Genomic DNA, 17766 nt, shown 5'->3' with positions numbered 1-17766 from the left:
CAATTAATAATCTCTTAAGAACATTGTCAAATAACGACGCTTCTTTATGCTCTGGATTTAGACCGGTATGTCAACAGCGTGAATATTGGATTCCTTCCGTCTTTTGACGTTTGACGGGTCTTATTACCGGGCAAAGGCACTGGCAGAAAAACAGCTGCAGGATAATAAAATCAGGAGGCAGCTGACCGAGAACAGATTGCAATGTATGGTGTTCTTGGCCAGCCAGTTTTACAAAATTACACTATAATTATATGTAGAAATGAAGTATAATGAATCCAGCGATAAATTAGCATTTGTAGAGATAAAAAACAGAGAAGGGCGAAATGTTTATGAAAATTGCGATAAAAAGGACGATTACAGTCCTGTTGACGTGTAGTATTTGCGCGGTGCTGTCTGCCTGCGCTCCATCCGAAGACAAGGAGGAACACACAGGCTCCCAGCCCTCCTCTGCAGTTGATACTGGCGAGGAGCCGTCCTCCCAGGCTCGGTCAGAAACACAGGAGGAAATCATTACGATCACTGCCCATGACGGGCTGAAGTTTGAGGGCAAGCTGCGCCTACCTGAGGGAGAGACCGCGGATAAACTGGTAATCTATATCAATGGTTCCGGTCCAAACACCTATGACAACAAGCGCCAGACGGGTGACATCACGTTCAATTACCATGACCTGTTTGCAGAGCAGTTTACGCAGGAAGGCATAGCCTATTTCAGCTATAACACCCGCGGTGTGACGGTTGGAAACGAGGCTCCCTATTTTGCGGAAATTGACGAAGCTGCCTACCAGTCTTATCTTCCACTTAATCAAGTTAAGGACGTGGAAGCGATCATCCGCGATCTGAAAACAGACAGCCGCCTGCAGAACGCAAAAGTGATCCTGCTCGGGTGGAGCGAGGGTACTATGATCGCGCCGTTGGTGGCGCTCAGTGGCGAGGTTCAGGTGGACGCACTTTTTCTTGCGGGCTATTGCAACGAAACGATGGCGGACATTTTAGAGTGGCAGTTGACAGGAGGATCCAGCATGGTGAACGTCGGGGCATATCTGGACAGCGATGGAGATGATACGGTCACGAAGGCAGAGTACGATGCCGACCCATTTCAGGTAACAGCACAGTTCGGTGCCTTTGAAGAAATGGATGTCAACAGCGACGGTGAGATTAATCAGAAGGATTTTGAACAAATGCTGAAAGATACTCATGACGAGACTTTCCGGGCTTTCGATGGGGGAGATGATGCGTGGCTGAAGGAGAATTATGGCGTCCGTCTGACATCGGCATGGTTCCAGGCACACAGAGAAATCCCGCCAAACCGGGAGACCATGCCACAGCTCACCCTGCCTATTTATATTTTTCAAGGAACCATCGACGCAAACGTGCCAGTGGAGCAATCCCGGGAAATCGCGGAAGCGTTCCGGACAGCCGGGAAAACCAACCTGCACTTTCTTGAATTTGAGATGCATGACCATGACTTGAATTATATACTCTACCCAATCTCCGGTACAATCTCTGAGGGCCTTCAGGCCATCTTTGATACGGCAAAAGAGTTATAAAGGATCTGAAAAATAAGGAAGTAAAAAATTCTTTTTGATATATTGGACATGAATGTAAATCCTTTATCAAACCGGAGGTAACCCCCTATGACCTGCGCCATTCCTAAGCTGCCATCATGGGGAGAATAAGGCAAACTTAAAAGAGCTTTATTGACGAGATCCTTCCGTCAGATGAGCCTCAGGTCATTGATTGTGCATTTTCACAGTCCTTTCTTGATTATGTTCTGCCGAATGGTGTTGCTTAATACCGTGAAATGCCTTATAATTATGCATTGTGGCGTATTGTTTTATCCCATGTTACGTAGTTGAGGTGAAAAAAAATTGTCGTAATTTAAAAAAAAGGCCTGATTTTCTTCGAAAAAGGGGTGAAAAAAAGAGTGAAAAAGTGAAAATAAGGACGCAAATCCAAGTCCTTTTCGACTCAAACAGGTCTTTACTATAAATCAAAAATACTGTGCAAACAGCACAATAAACAAGGAAAAATTATGAGAAAACTAGCTTTAAATGATGAAATATTACTAAGTATTCAACAACCAGCCCGCTATATCGGGGGCGAGGTAAATACGGTAAATAAGGACCCGAAAAAAGTGGATATCCGCTTTGCCATGTGTTTCCCGGACGTGTACGAAATCGGTATGTCGCATCTCGGCATGCAGATCCTCTACGATATGTTCAACCGCCGGGAAGACATCTACTGCGAACGTGTCTATTCCCCATGGACCGATTTAGACAAGATCATGCGGGAAAAGAAGATTCCCCTGTTCGCCCTGGAATCGCAGGACCCGGTCAGAGATTTTGATTTCTTTGGAATCACGCTTCAGTATGAGATGTCATACACGAACATTCTGCAGGTTCTGGATCTGGCACAGATTCCGCTTCACGCGGCGGACCGGACGGAGAGCGATCCCATCGTCATCGGAGGCGGCCCCTGCGCCTATAATCCGGAGCCCCTGGCCGATTTCTTCGACATGTTCTATATCGGTGAGGGAGAGACGGTTTATTTCGAGCTGATGGACCGCTATAAAGAAAATAAGAAACAGGGCAGGAGCCGCCGTGAATTTCTGGAACAGGCAGCCGAGATTGAAGGCATCTATGTTCCGGCCTTTTACGATGTGGAATACCATGAGGACGGAACCATAAAAAGCTTCCGCCCCAATAACAGCCATGCGAAGGAGACCATCACCAAGCAGCTGGTGGTGAACATGGACGACGCATACTATATCGAGACTCCCGTGGTTCCTTTTATCAAAGCGACTCAGGACCGCGTGGTTTTAGAGATCCAGAGGGGCTGCATCCGCGGATGCCGTTTTTGCCAGGCCGGCAACGTATACCGTCCGCTGCGCGAACACAGCCTCGAATATTTAAAAGATTACGCCTATAAGATGCTGAAAAGCACGGGACACGAGGAGATTTCCCTGAGTTCCTTAAGCTCCAGCGATTATACGTACCTGGAAGGGCTTGTAAATTTCCTGATCGAGGAGTTCAAGGGACAGGGCGTGAACATTTCCCTGCCCTCCCTAAGAATCGACGCGTTTTCCTTAGATGTCATGAGCAAGGTACAGGATGTGAAGAAGAGCAGCCTGACCTTTGCCCCGGAAGCCGGCTCTCAGAGACTTCGCGACGTAATCAACAAGGGACTGACGGAAGAAGTGATCTTACAGGGCGCGAACGACGCCTTTCACGGCGGCTGGAACCGTGTGAAGCTTTACTTCATGCTGGGTCTTCCGACGGAGACGAAAGAGGACATGGAAGGCATTGCCGAACTCTCTGAGAAGGTGGCGGAAACCTACTATGAGATTCCGAAGGAACAGAGAAACGGTAAGGTCAACGTAGTGGCCAGTTCTTCGTTCTTCGTACCAAAGCCGTTTACTCCATTCCAGTGGGCCCGTATGTGTACGAAAGAAGAGTTTATCGAAAGGGCTTACATCGTCAAGGACAAGTTCCGGCAGATGAAGAACCAGAAGAGCCTTAAGTACAATTACCACGAGGCGGATTTAACCGTATTGGAAGGAGTTCTGGCACGCGGCGACAGAAAGACCGGAGCGCTGATCGAGGAAGCCTACAAAAACGGTGCCATCTACGACTCCTGGTCCGAATACTTCGACAACAGAATCTGGATGAAAGCCTTTGAGACCTGTGGCCTTTCCGTGGATTTCTATACGACGAGAGAGCGAAGCCTGGACGAAGTATTCCCATGGGATTTCATCGATGCGGGTGTTTCCAAAGAGTTCTTAAAGAGAGAGTGGCTGAATGCCATTGATGAAAAATTAACGCCGAACTGCCGGCAGAGATGTTCTGCCTGCGGCGGGATGCGTTTTGGAGGAGGTGTCTGCTATGAAAGTAAGAATTAAGTTCTCGAAGCAGGGCCCCGTCAAATTTATCGGTCATCTCGATGTCATGCGGTATTTTCAGAAGGCCATGCGGCGCGCCGGTATCGATATCAAATACAGCGAGGGCTTCAGCCCCCACCAGATCATGTCCTTTGCGGCTCCCCTTGGACTCGGCCTTACGAGCAACGGAGAGTACATGGACATTGAGGTAAATTCCATGAGCGACTGCGAATCCATGGTGAAACAGCTGAATGCGGTTATGGTGGAAGGAATTAAAGTTCTTGAGTGCCATAAACTGGAGGACAAGGCGAAAAATGCCATGTCCATCGTGGCCGCCGCGGACTATACGCTTACGTTCCGCGAGGGAAAAGCTCCGGAGGATCTGGAGGCCTTTTTTGCAGGCCTGAAGGAATTTTATCAGCAGGATCAGATTCTCGCAGTGAAAAAGACAAAAAAGGGTGAACGGGAAATGGATTTAAAGCCGGCCATCTACGAGCTTACCACAGAAGGAGACCGTATCTTCATGAAGGTTTCCGCCGGAAGCCAGGACAACCTAAAGCCGGAACTGATCATGGAGACGTATGACAGGTGGCGGGGCGAATCCTGCCCTGAATTTGCCTTTTTAATCCAGCGGGAAGAGGTATACGGCAATACAGGTGATGAAGAACACAGAAATCTGGTGCCTTTGGGATTTATAGGTGAAGAAGTTGAATAAGCTCATCATTACGAGATGGAACGGAGCAATCCTTACGATGGTGCAGTCAGACGGTGACAGCGTCTCCTTAAACCTCGAGCCGGAGGAAGATCGTTCCATTCTCGGTAACATTTATATTGGCAAAGTAAAGAACATCGTTAAAAACATAGGGGCGGCCTTCGTCGAGATCGGAGACGGCTGTATGGGATATTTAAGTCTTGCGGACGGCTATATTCATCATGCCTCCGCCGCCAGTCCGGATGGCAAGCTGAGGGCCGGCGATGAGATCGTCGTACAGGTTGACCGTGATGCAGTTAAGACAAAAGCGCCCGTCCTTACCGGCAATTTAAACTTCACAGGGCGTTACATCGTCCTGACGGCCGGTAAACGGCAGCTGGGGTTCTCCTCAAAGCTGTCGGATCTGGAGTGGAAGAAACGGATCAAGCCCATTCTGGAAGCAGAAAAGGAAGAGGATTTCGGTATAATTGTGAGAACAAATGCACCGGAAGCCTCTTTTGATACGATTCTGGAAGAACTTAAGAGCTTAAAGGCAATATACCGCAGAGTCATGGAGGACGCCGTTCACCGGACATGCTGCAGTCTCTTATACCGGACCCCTCCGTCGTATCTGACGGATATCCGCGACAGCTTTCACGGTTCTCTGGGAGCGATCGTGACGGATGAAACCGATATTTACGAGGCCATTCAGGCTTATCTCAAAAGCTTTCAGCCGGGAGACTTACAGAAGCTGACATTTTATGACGACGCCCTGCTGCCGCTGTCCAAGCTTTATAAAGTGGAAAAATCCATGAATGAAGCGCTGGGCAAACGGGTATGGCTGAAATCAGGCGGCTATCTCGTCATCGAGCCTACGGAGGCGCTCTGCGTGATCGACGTCAACACGGGGAAGTACTCCGGCAAAAAGAATCTTCATGACACGATTATGAAGATCAACACGGAGGCGGCCGTGGAAATCGCCCGCCAGCTGCGGCTGCGCAACTTATCCGGAATCATCATCATCGATTTTATCGATATGGAGGCAGAAGAGGACCAGCAGGAACTCTTATCCGTATTGTCCCGGGTTCTGGCAAAGGATCCGGTTAAGACATCCGTTGTGGAAATTACAAAACTGAATCTGGTAGAAGTTACCAGGAAAAAAATACGCAGACCGTTCCATGAACAGGCCGCGCTTATAAAGGGAAAGGCAGACACATGAAAATCATAATTGTCGGGTGTGGGAAGGTAGGAACTACCCTGGCCGAACAGTTGAACAACGAACATCATGACATCACGATCATCGATAAGAACACAGCAGTTCTAAACGCTATCACAGAGCGGATCGACGTCATGGGTGTCGTGGGAAATGGTGCGGTTTACAAGGTTCAGATGGAGGCGGGAATCCAGGAGACAGATTTACTGATTGCCACCACCAATTCAGACGAGTTAAATATGCTCTGCTGTCTGATTGCAAAAAAAGCAGGTAACTGTCATACGATCGCGAGAATCCGGAATCCGGAATACAACTCGGAGGCGCGTTATATTCGGGAGGAGCTGGGGCTTTCCATGGCCATTAATCCAGAGATGGCTGCAGCCATGGAGATCTCCAGGCTGCTTCGTTTTCCGTCAGCCATTAAGATCGATACCTTCGCCAAAGGCCGTATCGAGATTTTAAAATTCCTCGTCCCTGACCACTCGAAGCTTCACGCCATGAAGGTCCGCGACGTTCTGGACAAGCTTCGCTGTACTGTCCTGATTTGTGCAGTGGAGAGGGGGGAGGAGGTCATCATCCCCAGCGGCGATTTTGAGATGCAGGCGGGAGACAAAATCTCCATCATCGCACCGCCCGCAGAATCCACGGAATTCTTCAAACAGGCCGGAATTATCAATAATACCATTAAAACAGCCATATTTGTAGGGGGCGGCAAGATCACATATTACGTGGCAAAGCTTCTGGAAAATACGAAGATTCAGATCAAAATCATTGAACAGAACGCCGAGCGCTGCAATGAACTCAGCGAACTGCTGCCAAAGGCCATGATTATCCACGGCGACGGTTCTGATCAGGAGCTGCTTTTACAGGAGGGCATCCGCCAGACAGAGGCATTTGCATCCCTGACCGGATTCGACGAGGAAAACATCATGCTGTCGCTGTATGCGGCCAGCCAGTCGAAGGCGAAGCTGATCACAAAGGTCAATAAGATAGCCTTTGAAAATGTAATTAACTCCATGAATTTAGGCAGTGTAATCTATCCCAAGTTAATTACCTCTGATTCTATCTTACAGTACGTACGCGCCATGCAGAATTCCATGGGCAGCAATGTGGAGACACTCTATAAAATCGTGGCTAACCGCGCCGAGGCGCTGGAATTCCGCGTGATGAACGATCCCGCGATCGTTGGTATTCCGTTGGAGAAGCTTCGCTTAAAGGACAATCTTCTGGTTGCCTGTATTAACCGCAATGGAAAGATCCGAAGCCCCCGCGGAAAAGATGTCATCGAAACCGGCGACCGTGTAATCATCGTCACCACGAATACCGGATTAAATGATTTAAAGGATATACTAAAGTAGGAAAAGGCGAAGGAAATGAATAAGAAAATTATCGTCTATCTTCTGGGATGGATTATGAATATGGAAGCCATCTTTATGCTGCTTCCATGTGTGGTTGCTGTCATTTACCGGGAAAGCAGCGGAATCTGGTTCCTGGCCGTCATGGCGGTATGCGGAACGACCGGTCTTCTTCTGACACGCAGGAAACCGGATAATATGGTATTCTTCGCCAAAGAGGGCTTTGTCTCTGTTGCATTAAGCTGGATTGTGCTCAGTTTTTTCGGGTCCCTGCCTTTTTACCTAAGCAGGGAGATTCCCCGGTTTGAGGATGCCATGTTCGAGGTAATCTCCGGTTTTACGACGACGGGAGCCAGTATTTTAACGGATGTGGAAGGTCTGTCCCACTGTATGCTGATCTGGAGGAGTTTTACACACTGGATCGGAGGCATGGGCGTTCTCGTGTTTATTCTCGCCATCCTTCCGCTTGCAGGCGGTTATAACATGTACCTCATGAAAGCGGAGAGCCCGGGGCCATCTGTAGGCAAGCTGGTTCCAAAGGTAAAATCCACCGCCAAGATTCTCTACGGAATCTATTTCTTCATGACAGTAGTGGAGGTCATCCTCCTGCTTGTCGGCGGCATGCCGCTGTTCGATTCGCTGGCAACCAGCTTCGGTACGGCCGGTACCGGTGGTTTCGGCATCAAAAACAACAGTATTGCCTTCTATGACAGCTATTATCTCCAGGGAGTCATCACCGTGTTCATGATACTCTTTGGTATTAACTTTAACGTGTATTACTTATTCCTGATTCACCATCCGAAGGACGCGCTTCGCTGCGAGGAGGCGAGGGCTTATCTGGGAATTATCGGCGTGACCGTTCTTTTCATCACCCTCAATATCCGAGGAAGCTTTACCAGCATCTTTGCGGCCTTCCACCATGCGGCCTTCCAGGTAGCATCCATCATCACGACCACCGGCTTTTCCACGGTAGATTTTGACAAATGGCCGGAATTCTCCAAGGGCCTGCTCGTCGTATTGATGTTCATAGGCGCCTGCGCCGGAAGTACGGGCGGCGGCCTCAAGGTATCCAGGGTCATTATTCTGCTTAAGTCGGTGAAAAAGGAGTTATTTTCCCTGCTTCATCCGAGGAGTGTCAAGATCATAAAGATCGAAAGCAAACCGGTCGAGCATCAGGTCATCCGGTCCATCAATACATTTCTGGTGGCTTACTTAGTGATTTTCGTTCTCTCGACCGTGATCGTCAGCCTCGATAACTTTGATTTTACAACGAATTTCACCGCTGTGGCGGCGACCTTCAACAACATTGGTCCGGGACTCGGCGCAGTCGGTCCCACCGGCAATTTCTCCGGCTTCTCGGCCATGTCGAAATGGGTGATGATGTTCGACATGCTGGCCGGACGTCTGGAGGTTTTCCCGATGCTTCTGCTGTTTGCACCGTCCACATGGAAAAAGTAAATATTTTTGTCAAAAAAAGCACAGAGGGCTGAATGGATATTCTTTCCCCCTGTGCTCTTTGCATCCTGTTCGCAGCCGCGATACTTCCTTCTATTCATCGCAATCTCTTCCTATTAATCGCAGCAAGCAGAATCACCAGAATTACATTCACCACCAGAATCCCGATCGCAGCCACAATCCCGACATGATCCGCCGCGCCGCCCACTATCTGGGGTGTAAGAATGCCGCCCATGGCGGAGATCGCCGTAAGCACCGACATGCCGAAGGTTGAGCCCTGGATCAGCGGTCCCGCGTCGGCGATGCAGGTGGGATAGATGCCCGCCAGGAAAAAGCCGAAGCCGATCAGCGCGAGTGTTATGAGCGGAAGGCTCTTTGTAGAGACCAGCAGGAAAAAACAGATACCGCTTCCCAGCGCGTTCATCAGGATGAGGGAACTGCGCCTCATCTTTCCGGACAGTGAGGCGCAGACCAGCCTGCCTGCCATGATGACCAGCCAGGTCACCGACACCAGCGTGGTGGCATACGTCTCGCTCATGACCCCGGTATTCTGCAAATACGTGACAAACCAGCCGTTGATACAGTTTTCCACCCCCAGGTAGAAGAAGAGGATCAGGGCGATGCAGTAGAACTGAAAGGACTTTAAGAATTCCCGTCCCTCCCGTTTTCCGGAATGTTTTAAAGGCGCCGCATCTCTGGCCCGTTCATTTAACAGACTGTAATCCATGGTTCCGTAAGTGACCGCAGAGGTGGCGGTGATGAAGATCAGAAGATAGACAACCGACCGCCAGCCAAATCCCAGCTTCAGCAGGACTGCGGTGAGAAATGGCGCCAGGAACGCCCCGACCGCGAAACTGCAGTGCAGAAGGTTCAGCTTCCCGGCCGCGCCTCCATCGTAAATATCGTTGACGGCGGCGTTATTTATAATTGTAACAGAACCTCTCACAAGGCCGTAGACCAGCATAATGCCGTACATGACAGGAAGCGGCGGCAGAAGAGTGAGTCCCAGCAGACAGAGCGGCGCCATGGCGGTCATCACTGTGATGGAGAACCGTCTTCCCATGGCGGGAACCATGATGGGGAAGAGGAAGCTGGCCAGAAGATTCCCCACCGCCATCACGGAGAGCAGTCCGCCCGCAGCCAGAAAGCTGATTCCGGCCTCTGCAATCACCGACGGCAGAATCGCTCCGATCACCAGCACCGCCATCCCGCTAACCGAATAGCCGTAGCAGCAGCGGATAAAAATTTGTTTCCTTCTATCTGTTTTCATGGGTATTACCCCTCCTTGTCAAACCAAACTTTTTTCATTATACTAAGAAGAAAGTGGAAATACAAGGCAAAAACGGCCAGAAAAACTTTATAATTTTGTTTTATTTATGTTGACTTTACAAAAGACAAATGGTATTATGTTACAGTATGCCGCACAATGAGGTCTAAAAGTTTTCGTGTAAAAGCGAAGCACCACAGTTGGCGAGTAATGATAATAGGAGGTGCCATATGTACGCGATTATTGCAACAGGTGGTAAGCAGTACAAAGTAGCTGAAGGCGATATCATTAAAGTAGAAAAGCTTGGTGTTGACGCTGGTGAAGCAGTCACATTTGATCAGGTACTGGTAGTAAACAACGGCGAATTAGCAGTCGGCTGCCCGACAGTAGCAGGCGCTACCGTAACAGGTACGGTTGTGAAAGAAGGCAAGGCGAAAAAAGTCATCGTTTACAAGTATAAGAGAAAATCCGGATACCATAAGAAAAATGGTCACAGACAGGCTTATACCCAGGTGAAGATTGAAAAGATCAACGCTTAATTCAGGCAGAGACTATGATTAAAGTAACAGTTTTGGAAGATTCAGACAGAGTGGTCCGCGAACTTAAGCTTACAGGACATGCCGGGTACGGTGAGGAAGGACAGGACATCGTCTGTGCCGCCGTTTCAGCCCTGGTATTCTCCGCTTATAACTCGATCGAGACCTTCACGGAAGACGATTTTGAGGGAAGTGCCGATGAACGTTCGGGAGACTTTCAGCTGCGTTTTTCAGGAGAGATCAGTCCGGAATCAAAACTCCTTATGAATTCTCTGGTGCTCGGGCTTACGAATATCATGGAATCATATGGGAAACAATATATAAAAATTCGATTTGAGGAGGTGTAAGTGATGTTAAAGATGAACCTTCAATTCTTCGCTCATAAAAAAGGTGTTGGATCTACAAAGAACGGCAGAGACTCCGAGTCTAAGAGGTTAGGTGCTAAGAGAGCCGATGGTCAGTTCGTATTAGCCGGCAACATTCTCTACAGACAGCGTGGTACTCATATCCATCCAGGTCTTAATGTAGGCCGCGGCGGAGACGATACACTGTTCGCTACGGTGGACGGCGTTGTCAGATTTGAAAGAAAAGGCAGAGACAAAAAGCAGGTTTCTGTTTATCCAAGAGTAATAAGCGAATAATTAGACCGGCTTCATACCTCACCGTATGAAGCCGTTTCTTTTAAAATGCCAATGGAAAGGAAACAGGTGAATTCATGTTTGCCGATAGAGCAAAAATATTTATTAAATCAGGAAAAGGCGGCGACGGTCACGTCAGCTTCCGCAGGGAACTCTATGTTCCCTGCGGCGGTCCCGACGGCGGTGACGGAGGCGACGGCGGCGATATTATCTTTGAAGTGGATGACGGTTTAAATACCTTAAGCGATTTCCGCCAGGTGCGCAAATACGCTGCCCAGGACGGAGAACAGGGAGGCAAGAAGCGCTGCCACGGGAAAAATGGCGGCGATCTCATCGTCAAGGTTCCGGAAGGAACGGTCATCAAAGAGTTTGAATCCGGAAAAGTCATCGCCGATATGTCCGGTGAAAACCGCAGAGAAGTCATCTTAAAAGGCGGCCGCGGCGGTCAGGGCAACATGCATTACGCCACTCCAACCATGCAGGCACCGAAATACGCCCAGCCTGGACAGTCCGGCCAGGAGCTCTGGGTTCAGCTGGAACTCAAGGTCATCGCGGATGTCGGTCTCGTAGGATTTCCAAACGTGGGTAAGTCCACGCTGCTTTCCCGCGTCAGCAACGCCCGCCCCAAGATCGCCAATTACCATTTCACCACTCTGAATCCTCATCTGGGAGTTGTGGATATCGACGGCGGCAAGGGCTTTGTCATGGCGGATATCCCGGGTCTGATCGAAGGAGCCTCCGAGGGAATCGGCCTCGGTCATGATTTCCTCCGTCACATCGAGCGCACCCGTGTACTGGTTCACGTCGTGGATGCCGCATCTACAGAAGGCCGCGATCCGCTCGAGGACATCCGGGCCATTAATAAAGAGCTGGAGGCCTACAACCCGGATCTTATGAAAAGGCCGCAGATCATCGCAGCTAACAAGACCGACGTCATTTACGCCGAGGACGAGGATCCGGTTGCAAAGCTGAAAGCAGAATTTGAACCGAAGGGAATCAAGGTTTATCCGATCTCCGCGGTCAGCGGCCAGGGAGTCAAGGAACTTTTATACGCTGTTTACGATTTGCTGCAGACGGTAGATTCTACACCGGTTATCTTCGAGAAGGAATTCGATCCGTCGATGATGATCGACGAGACGCTGCCTTATACGGTGGAGAGGAACGAGGAAGGCATCTACGTTGTAGAGGGTCCGCGTATCGAAAAAATGCTGGGATATACCAATTTAGAGTCAGAAAAGGGCTTTTTATTCTTCCAGAGATTCTTAAAAGGAAACGGAATTCTCGAAGAGCTGGAAAAAGCAGGAATCGAAGAAGGCGATACCGTCCGTATGTACGGTCTGGAATTCGACTATTACAAATAGACTAATGATAAAATTGAAAAGTAATATGATGGAGGAAATATGACAAGCAAGCAGCGTTCTTATTTAAAGGGCTTAGCAATGACCATGGAGCCTATTTTCCAGATCGGTAAATCCAGCATCACGCCGGAGATTACCGCCGCCATTGCGGAAGCGCTGGAAGCAAGGGAACTGATTAAGATTACAGTATTAAAAAACTGTCTCGATGACGGCAGCGCAATCGCCTCGACACTGGCTGAGCGCACCCATTCTGAGGTGGTTCAGGTTATTGGAAGAAAAATTGTCCTTTATAAACCGGCGAAAGAAGAGAAGAAGAGAAAGATCATCCTTCCATAGGTTCAGCCGGCGTAACGTAAGGAGTTACTGAATATGGGGAAAATCGGAATCATGGGCGGTACATTCGACCCGATCCATAACGGTCACCTTCTCCTCGGAGAACAGGCCTATTGCGAATACGGACTGTACCAGATCTGGTACATGCCTTCGGGACAGCCGCCGCACAAAAAGGACCACCGTGTAACAGACAGCCATATACGTCTGGAGATGACCCGGCTCGCCATGGAGGGCCGCGAGGGATTTTCCTGTTCGGATTTTGAAGTCATGCGCAGCGGCAACACCTATACGTCGCAGACGCTAGAAATTCTTCATGAGAAATATCCCGGCCATACGTTTTATTTCATCATCGGCGCAGACTCCCTCTATGAGATCGAGCACTGGCATGAACCGGCAAAGGTACTGGAACAGGCCGTAATCCTGGCGGCAGTGCGGGAATATGAGTCGGCAGGCCGTTCCATGGAAACACAGATTGCCTATTTGAAAGAGAAATATCAGGCTGACGTCCGCATGCTGCACTGCAGGGAGATCGATATCTCCTCGGCTGAGTTGCGGCGGATGACCGCGCTTGGAGAGTCCATTGAACCATTCGTCCCGGAGCCGGTAGCCAGGTATATTAAAGAGCATCATCTATATCAGGAGGTGGCGGAATGCAGGAAATCATCGCACAGCTGAGAAACGAATTGAGCGGAAAACTGACGCCTTCCAGATACGAACACACCATAAGCGTGTCATTTACCGCAGCGGCACTGGCCATGCGCTACGGCTGTGATTTGGACAGGGCGGAACTGGCCGGTCTTCTGCATGACTGCGCAAAGCACTACAGCAATGAGACCATCATCAAAAAATGCGGGAAGCAGAAGATCGCGCTGACCGAAGATGAGAAGAAGGCCCCGGCTGTCCTTCATGCGAAATACGGCGCCTGGCTGGCCGAGACGAAATATCAGATATCGGATCCGGAGGTGCTTTCGGCAATCCGGTGGCACACCACCGGACGGCCCGATATGACACTGTTGGAGGAGATTATCTTCACGGCGGATTATATCGAACCGCGCCGGTATGAGGCCCCGGATTTACCTTTGGTGCGCCCGCTGGCATTTACGGATCTGAAGGAATGCATCTATCAGATTTTAAAGGATACCCTGGATTATCTGAATGGGAAAGGCTGTTATGTGGATTCCATGACGAATCTGGCATATGATTATTACAAACAGCTTCACGAGGAAAAGAAAGGAAATTAAACTATGAATCACTCTAGCGAGATGGTAAAAGCAGCTTACGCGGCTTTATCCGACAAAAAGGGCGAAGATATCCGCATCATCGATATCCGCAACGTTTCCGTTATGGCGGATTACTTTATTATAGCAAGCGGTTCTAATTCCAACCAGGTTCAGGCCATGGTAGATAACGTGGAAGAGGAACTTGGCAAAATGGGCTGCACCTGCCGTCAGGTGGAAGGTTATCAGTCAGCCAACTGGATCCTTATGGATTACGGCGACATCATCGTACACGTCTTTGACCGTGACAACAGACTCTTCTATGATCTAGAGCGCATCTGGCGCGATGGGAAGACACTGGATGTCAGTGAACTGAAATAGCAGAACGAAACTGACTGGATTCAGAAGCAGGTGGAAACAGATAGAAACCGGAAAGCAAAAGCGGGAAGAGGTTGACATAAATCAATTATGTCAACCTCTTCCCGCTTTACTTTCTATTTTCCTAAAATTCCGTGTTTCTGGCCGTCAGCAATCTAGTACAGCATTGCGTAAATTCCTATGATTAAATTACCCGCTATCCGCGCCATGTGCACGTCTGCGAAGCTAGCCGTAGGGTCCACTACACCGTCGCTCCGCAGACACACACCTGACACGAATATCAGGCAATTTAATCACAGTTATTTACGCAATGCTGTACTAGTTAATTCCCAAACGGAACAGTCCAATCACCTTTCCAAGTATCTCCAGGTGATCCACTATAATCGGATCCATCTCATCATTCTCAGGCTGAAGTCTGTAATAGCCGTCTTCTTTGTAAAAACGCTTTACTGTAGCCGAATCATCAACCAGCGCTACGACGATCTCTCCGTCGTAAGCGGTGGAGCACCGTTCCACAATCAACTGATCTCCATCGAAGATACCGGCATTAATCATACTGTTTCCCTTTACATTCAGCATAAAGGTCTCCGCATTCGGAAGAAGCTCCACGGGGATGGGATAGTAATTCTCAATGTTCTCTTCAGCCAGAAGCGGAACACCGGCGGCCACAGTACCAACGAGCGGCACGTTCACGACCTCGCGTCTCGTCAAGTTAAAGCAGTCGTCGATAATCTCAATCGTTCTCGGCTTGGTGGGGTCCCTTCTTATGTATCCCTTCTCCTCCAGTGTCTCTAAATGGGAATGGACGGAAGAGGTTGACTTTAAATGTACCGCTTCACAGATCTCCCGGACAGCCGGCGGATACCCCTTTTTCAAGATCGTTTCTTTAATATATTCTAAAATTTCCTGCTGTTTCGCTGTTATCTTCTCCTGAGCCATATAACACAGCCTCCTCAATCCTTTTTCTTTCTTTTATAGTAACATATGTTCGATAAAAATGCAAACCTTTGTTCGAAAAAAGTGGTTTTCTTTCTTGACAAACATTTGTTCGAGTGGTATGATATATCCATACAGAACAAATGTTCTTTTTGTCATAAAAGAGTTACAGGGGGTAAAATACAGATGAAAAAATTAATGATTACGATGGCACTTGTTGTTTTGATTCTGTCGAACGTCTGCGGTCATTCTCTGATGAATGCACTGGCCGATGAAACAGAACTTCCGGAGTCTCAAAAGTATTATACCAGCATCGAGATTCAGAAAGGCGATACACTCTGGGGAATCGCCGATGAATATGCCGAGAGCTGCCGCATGTCCACCACCGATTACGTCGCTGAGTTGAAGAGTATGAACGGGCTGAAAGAGGATGTGATCCACAGCGGCCAGCATCTGACCATTATGTATTGTGTGCCTGTTACTGAGGTTCTGGCAGAGAAGTAGGGACAGAGAATCATTGAGAAAAAAGAGAGCAGAACAGAGACAAAAACAGCGAAGAGAAGAAGAGGGCAGATGGCAGGGAGCTGTATCTTTCTGGCCATATCCTCCATTTCTCTATCAATATAGGCAGCACCGGCTTCCATGATCTGTAATCGGGTCAAGTGAGGCCGGTATTTTTTTGCACGAGACCGGATCGGATTCAGAATTATAAATACATTTCGTGCACTTTCAGTATTTTATTTTAATTAGTACTTGACATTACATAGTAGTATGTATAATATAGTATTAAAGGAGGACTTAAAATGAATGCACAGTTTAAAAAAGGAGTCCTTGAACTGGTGGTGCTGGAGTCCGTGAGGAAGAAGGATATGTATGGATACGAGCTGGTGGAAGAGGTATCCAAGGTCATCGATGTGAATGAGGGAACCATTTATCCGTTGCTGAAGCGGCTGACCAATGAGCACTATTTTGAGACATATCTGCGGGAATCCACAGAGGGGCCGCCGCGAAAGTATTACCACTTGACTGCTGCCGGAGTTCTCTACCGGGAGACACAGGAGCAGGAGTGGAACGAATTTCAACAGCGGGTATGTACATTTTTGAAGGAGCAGAAGGATGAATAAGAATGAATTTTTGGAAGAGTTAAACCGGCATCTCCTTATCCTTGAAGATGAGGAACAGCAGGATATTCTGGAGGAGTACTCCCAGCATATTGATATGAAGGTGGAGAGCGGATTAAGTGAGGACGAGGCCATCCGCGATTTTGGAAGTGTTAAGGAGCTGGCCGCCCAGATTCTGGAGGCTTACCACGTCAAAGCGGAATTTTCCGGTGATGCGGCGAAGGACGGCCGGAAGCTCCCGGTAAAGCCGATCACGGTTCACGGGGCCGATCTGCGTGATAAGTTTGCCCGCTTTTTTAAGAAGCTGTCTGCCGCAGCACGCCATGGGGCTGTCTGCTGCTATGAAGCGGGAAAGGCCATAGGAAGGAAGGCGGCTTATCTGATCCTCTGTCCCATACGAAAGATTCGCTCGCTGCTGCACAGAGAGGAAAAGACCGTGACCATTGATACTGAAAGAAAAAAGAGAGAACACAGGAGAACATCCGCCGGCGTCTCTGGAAGGGCAGTCCCCGTCATGCACACGCTGGGCCATTCCATCGCCTTCGCCATTGGAAGCTGCTTTCACGGAATCATTCGCCTCTGCCTGTGGGGCCTTAAGTGGTGCTGGAATCTGTTTATGATGTTTCTGGCCCTGTTTGGCGGCCTGTTCGTGCTGGGATCACTGTTCTGTTTCGGCATTCTGATCGTATGGCTGTTTAAGGGATATCCCCTGAAAGGGCTTACCCTGGTTATGTTCGGTACCGTGCTTTGCAGCGGTGCATTTACCTGTTTCTGCGTAAGCCTGCTTCGCATGAACAAAACAAATCGTTTTCAGGCGGAAGAAACCGCCGTTTCACTCACAGAGGAGGTACAGGATGCGTAACTTACATAAAGCCCTGATTGCAGTTTTTTGCAGCGGAGTATTCATTACGGGAATCGGCACCGGATTTTCCTTCTCCGAATTTTCATCTTTCGCCTATTCCGGCAGGACCATGATTGGCGATGTGAAGATGACAACTGAGAATCTCGACTACTCCTTTCAGCTTCAGGAAGAGCAGAAGCTGAGAATATACGGTAATTACTATTTTCACAGACACTCGGCTGATTCCACAGAGATCTTACCGGATGAGACCGTTCCGGAGAACACCATTCGTTTTCAGATCACCTATAATGTAAAAGCGGTTGCCCCTTATCTGCGATACTCGGATAAGGAATCGGATGACCCGTATGTAGGAATCGAGTTCGATTATCTTCTTGATGATATGGAGCTCTTTATGGCAGGTAAGGATCAGCTTCTGGAAGATATAAAGAATCGGCAGATCGGCTCTTACGACACAGTTTCCGTGGAGCGCATACGCATATTCGTCAATCCGGCGTCCATCGATCTCGTCACCATGGATTAATTCTGCGGT

At 48.9% G+C, this 17766-nt stretch carries 20 protein-coding genes; 18 read left to right on the top strand and 2 right to left on the bottom strand.

Annotated elements, in window-relative coordinates:
- The first annotated feature begins 365 nt into the window (after positions 1 to 365).
- From DFR60_RS13035 to DFR60_RS13010, 6 genes are all read left to right on the top strand, one after another.
- Positions 366 to 1547, top strand: a complete 1182-nt coding sequence (locus DFR60_RS13035; RefSeq protein ID WP_146218599.1) for an alpha/beta hydrolase family protein — start codon at positions 366 to 368, stop codon at positions 1545 to 1547.
- A 485-nt stretch (positions 1548 to 2032) separates the two neighbouring features.
- Positions 2033 to 3898, top strand: a complete 1866-nt coding sequence (locus DFR60_RS13030; protein ID WP_110323276.1) for a TIGR03960 family B12-binding radical SAM protein — start codon at positions 2033 to 2035, stop codon at positions 3896 to 3898.
- The gene (locus DFR60_RS13025; protein ID WP_110323275.1) at positions 3882 to 4592 is read left to right on the top strand and encodes a TIGR03936 family radical SAM-associated protein; all 711 of its coding nucleotides are present in this window, start codon (positions 3882 to 3884) and stop codon (positions 4590 to 4592) included. The genes DFR60_RS13030 and DFR60_RS13025 overlap by 17 nt, the downstream gene beginning before the upstream one ends.
- Positions 4585 to 5787, top strand: a complete 1203-nt coding sequence (locus DFR60_RS13020; RefSeq protein ID WP_432764114.1) for a ribonuclease E/G — start codon at positions 4585 to 4587, stop codon at positions 5785 to 5787. Before DFR60_RS13025 ends, DFR60_RS13020 begins: the two co-directional genes overlap by 8 nt.
- Positions 5784 to 7139 carry a Trk system potassium transporter TrkA gene (trkA, locus tag DFR60_RS13015; RefSeq protein WP_110323274.1) on the top strand — a complete coding sequence of 452 codons (1356 nt, stop codon included), beginning with the start codon at positions 5784 to 5786 and terminating at the stop codon, positions 7137 to 7139. The genes DFR60_RS13020 and trkA overlap by 4 nt, the downstream gene beginning before the upstream one ends.
- 15 nt (positions 7140 to 7154) lie before the next feature.
- Positions 7155 to 8594, top strand: coding sequence for a TrkH family potassium uptake protein (locus DFR60_RS13010; protein ID WP_110323273.1), 1440 nt, complete (start codon positions 7155 to 7157; stop codon positions 8592 to 8594).
- Positions 8595 to 8688: 94 nt separating this feature from the next.
- Here DFR60_RS13010 and DFR60_RS13005 read toward each other — a convergent pair whose 3' ends face one another.
- Complete coding sequence (locus DFR60_RS13005; protein ID WP_110323272.1) at positions 8689 to 9861, bottom strand: MFS transporter; 1173 nt, start codon at positions 9859 to 9861, stop codon at positions 8689 to 8691.
- A 227-nt stretch (positions 9862 to 10088) separates the two neighbouring features.
- Between DFR60_RS13005 and rplU the strand changes: the two genes are divergently transcribed.
- The 8 genes from rplU to rsfS all read left to right on the top strand — a co-directional run bounded on the left by rplU (position 10089) and on the right by rsfS (position 14321).
- Positions 10089 to 10397 carry a 50S ribosomal protein L21 gene (gene rplU / locus DFR60_RS13000; RefSeq protein ID WP_002604079.1) on the top strand — a complete coding sequence of 103 codons (309 nt, stop codon included), beginning with the start codon at positions 10089 to 10091 and terminating at the stop codon, positions 10395 to 10397.
- A gap of 14 nt (positions 10398 to 10411) precedes the next feature.
- Entirely contained in the window at positions 10412 to 10741 is a 330-nt protein-coding gene (locus tag DFR60_RS12995) for a ribosomal-processing cysteine protease Prp (protein ID WP_002604078.1), read from the top strand.
- 3 nt (positions 10742 to 10744) lie between these two features.
- The gene (gene rpmA, locus DFR60_RS12990; protein ID WP_002604077.1) at positions 10745 to 11035 is read left to right on the top strand and encodes a 50S ribosomal protein L27; all 291 of its coding nucleotides are present in this window, start codon (positions 10745 to 10747) and stop codon (positions 11033 to 11035) included.
- A gap of 74 nt (positions 11036 to 11109) precedes the next feature.
- The gene (gene obgE / locus DFR60_RS12985) at positions 11110 to 12393 is read left to right on the top strand and encodes a GTPase ObgE (protein ID WP_110323271.1); all 1284 of its coding nucleotides are present in this window, start codon (positions 11110 to 11112) and stop codon (positions 12391 to 12393) included.
- 39 nt (positions 12394 to 12432) lie between these two features.
- A complete protein-coding gene (yhbY, locus tag DFR60_RS12980; protein ID WP_110323270.1) occupies positions 12433 to 12726 on the top strand; it encodes a ribosome assembly RNA-binding protein YhbY in 294 nt (97 codons plus the stop codon).
- A 33-nt stretch (positions 12727 to 12759) separates the two neighbouring features.
- On the top strand, positions 12760 to 13398 hold the full coding sequence (gene nadD / locus DFR60_RS12975) for a nicotinate-nucleotide adenylyltransferase (protein WP_110323269.1): 639 nt from the start codon (positions 12760 to 12762) through the stop codon (positions 13396 to 13398).
- Positions 13374 to 13964 carry a bis(5'-nucleosyl)-tetraphosphatase (symmetrical) YqeK gene (yqeK, locus tag DFR60_RS12970; RefSeq protein ID WP_110323268.1) on the top strand — a complete coding sequence of 197 codons (591 nt, stop codon included), beginning with the start codon at positions 13374 to 13376 and terminating at the stop codon, positions 13962 to 13964. Before nadD ends, yqeK begins: the two co-directional genes overlap by 25 nt.
- Before the next feature lie 3 nt (positions 13965 to 13967).
- Complete coding sequence (gene rsfS / locus DFR60_RS12965; protein ID WP_002604072.1) at positions 13968 to 14321, top strand: ribosome silencing factor; 354 nt, start codon at positions 13968 to 13970, stop codon at positions 14319 to 14321.
- A gap of 315 nt (positions 14322 to 14636) precedes the next feature.
- Here the strand turns inward: rsfS and lexA are convergent, their stop codons facing one another.
- On the bottom strand, positions 14637 to 15257 hold the full coding sequence (gene lexA / locus DFR60_RS12960; protein ID WP_110323267.1) for a transcriptional repressor LexA: 621 nt from the start codon (positions 15255 to 15257) through the stop codon (positions 14637 to 14639).
- A 183-nt stretch (positions 15258 to 15440) separates the two neighbouring features.
- Between lexA and yneA the strand changes: the two genes are divergently transcribed.
- The 4 genes from yneA (at position 15441) to DFR60_RS12940 (ending at position 17757) form a co-directional block, all read left to right on the top strand.
- Positions 15441 to 15758: a cell division suppressor protein YneA gene (gene yneA, locus DFR60_RS12955; RefSeq protein WP_002604070.1), complete on the top strand. Its 318-nt coding sequence runs from the start codon at positions 15441 to 15443 to the stop codon at positions 15756 to 15758.
- Between the two features lie 299 nt (positions 15759 to 16057).
- Positions 16058 to 16378, top strand: coding sequence for a PadR family transcriptional regulator (locus tag DFR60_RS12950; RefSeq protein ID WP_110323266.1), 321 nt, complete (start codon positions 16058 to 16060; stop codon positions 16376 to 16378).
- On the top strand, positions 16371 to 17237 hold the full coding sequence (locus DFR60_RS12945) for a DUF1700 domain-containing protein (RefSeq protein WP_110323265.1): 867 nt from the start codon (positions 16371 to 16373) through the stop codon (positions 17235 to 17237). The genes DFR60_RS12950 and DFR60_RS12945 overlap by 8 nt, the downstream gene beginning before the upstream one ends.
- Entirely contained in the window at positions 17230 to 17757 is a 528-nt protein-coding gene (locus DFR60_RS12940; RefSeq protein WP_110323264.1) for a hypothetical protein, read from the top strand. Before DFR60_RS12945 ends, DFR60_RS12940 begins: the two co-directional genes overlap by 8 nt.
- Positions 17758 to 17766 lie beyond the last annotated feature (9 nt).

This window comes from Hungatella effluvii (assembly GCF_003201875.1).
GTDB classification, from domain to species: Bacteria; Bacillota; Clostridia; order Lachnospirales; family Lachnospiraceae; genus Hungatella; species Hungatella effluvii.
The sequence above is the reverse complement of the archived record's forward strand: the minus strand, read 5'-3'. Positions and strand labels throughout refer to the sequence as shown.

What these genes read in the sequence shown, in the direction of transcription:
- rpmA (WP_002604077.1), top strand. Translation starts at nt 10,745, where the DNA reads ATGTTAAAGATGAACCTTCAATTCTTCGCTCATAAAAAAGGTGTTGGA.
- DFR60_RS12945 (WP_110323265.1), top strand. Translation starts at nt 16,371, where the DNA reads ATGAATAAGAATGAATTTTTGGAAGAGTTAAACCGGCATCTCCTTATC.
- DFR60_RS13010 (WP_110323273.1), top strand. Translation starts at nt 7,155, where the DNA reads ATGAATAAGAAAATTATCGTCTATCTTCTGGGATGGATTATGAATATG.
- rplU (WP_002604079.1), top strand. Translation starts at nt 10,089, where the DNA reads ATGTACGCGATTATTGCAACAGGTGGTAAGCAGTACAAAGTAGCTGAA.
- nadD (WP_110323269.1), top strand. Translation starts at nt 12,760, where the DNA reads ATGGGGAAAATCGGAATCATGGGCGGTACATTCGACCCGATCCATAAC.
- yneA (WP_002604070.1), top strand. Translation starts at nt 15,441, where the DNA reads ATGAAAAAATTAATGATTACGATGGCACTTGTTGTTTTGATTCTGTCG.
- DFR60_RS12950 (WP_110323266.1), top strand. Translation starts at nt 16,058, where the DNA reads ATGAATGCACAGTTTAAAAAAGGAGTCCTTGAACTGGTGGTGCTGGAG.
- rsfS (WP_002604072.1), top strand. Translation starts at nt 13,968, where the DNA reads ATGAATCACTCTAGCGAGATGGTAAAAGCAGCTTACGCGGCTTTATCC.
- DFR60_RS12940 (WP_110323264.1), top strand. Translation starts at nt 17,230, where the DNA reads ATGCGTAACTTACATAAAGCCCTGATTGCAGTTTTTTGCAGCGGAGTA.
- DFR60_RS13030 (WP_110323276.1), top strand. Translation starts at nt 2,033, where the DNA reads ATGAGAAAACTAGCTTTAAATGATGAAATATTACTAAGTATTCAACAA.
- DFR60_RS13025 (WP_110323275.1), top strand. Translation starts at nt 3,882, where the DNA reads ATGAAAGTAAGAATTAAGTTCTCGAAGCAGGGCCCCGTCAAATTTATC.
- yhbY (WP_110323270.1), top strand. Translation starts at nt 12,433, where the DNA reads ATGACAAGCAAGCAGCGTTCTTATTTAAAGGGCTTAGCAATGACCATG.
- obgE (WP_110323271.1), top strand. Translation starts at nt 11,110, where the DNA reads ATGTTTGCCGATAGAGCAAAAATATTTATTAAATCAGGAAAAGGCGGC.
- lexA (WP_110323267.1), bottom strand. Translation starts at nt 15,257, where the DNA reads ATGGCTCAGGAGAAGATAACAGCGAAACAGCAGGAAATTTTAGAATAT.
- trkA (WP_110323274.1), top strand. Translation starts at nt 5,784, where the DNA reads ATGAAAATCATAATTGTCGGGTGTGGGAAGGTAGGAACTACCCTGGCC.
- DFR60_RS13005 (WP_110323272.1), bottom strand. Translation starts at nt 9,861, where the DNA reads ATGAAAACAGATAGAAGGAAACAAATTTTTATCCGCTGCTGCTACGGC.
- yqeK (WP_110323268.1), top strand. Translation starts at nt 13,374, where the DNA reads ATGCAGGAAATCATCGCACAGCTGAGAAACGAATTGAGCGGAAAACTG.
- DFR60_RS12995 (WP_002604078.1), top strand. Translation starts at nt 10,412, where the DNA reads ATGATTAAAGTAACAGTTTTGGAAGATTCAGACAGAGTGGTCCGCGAA.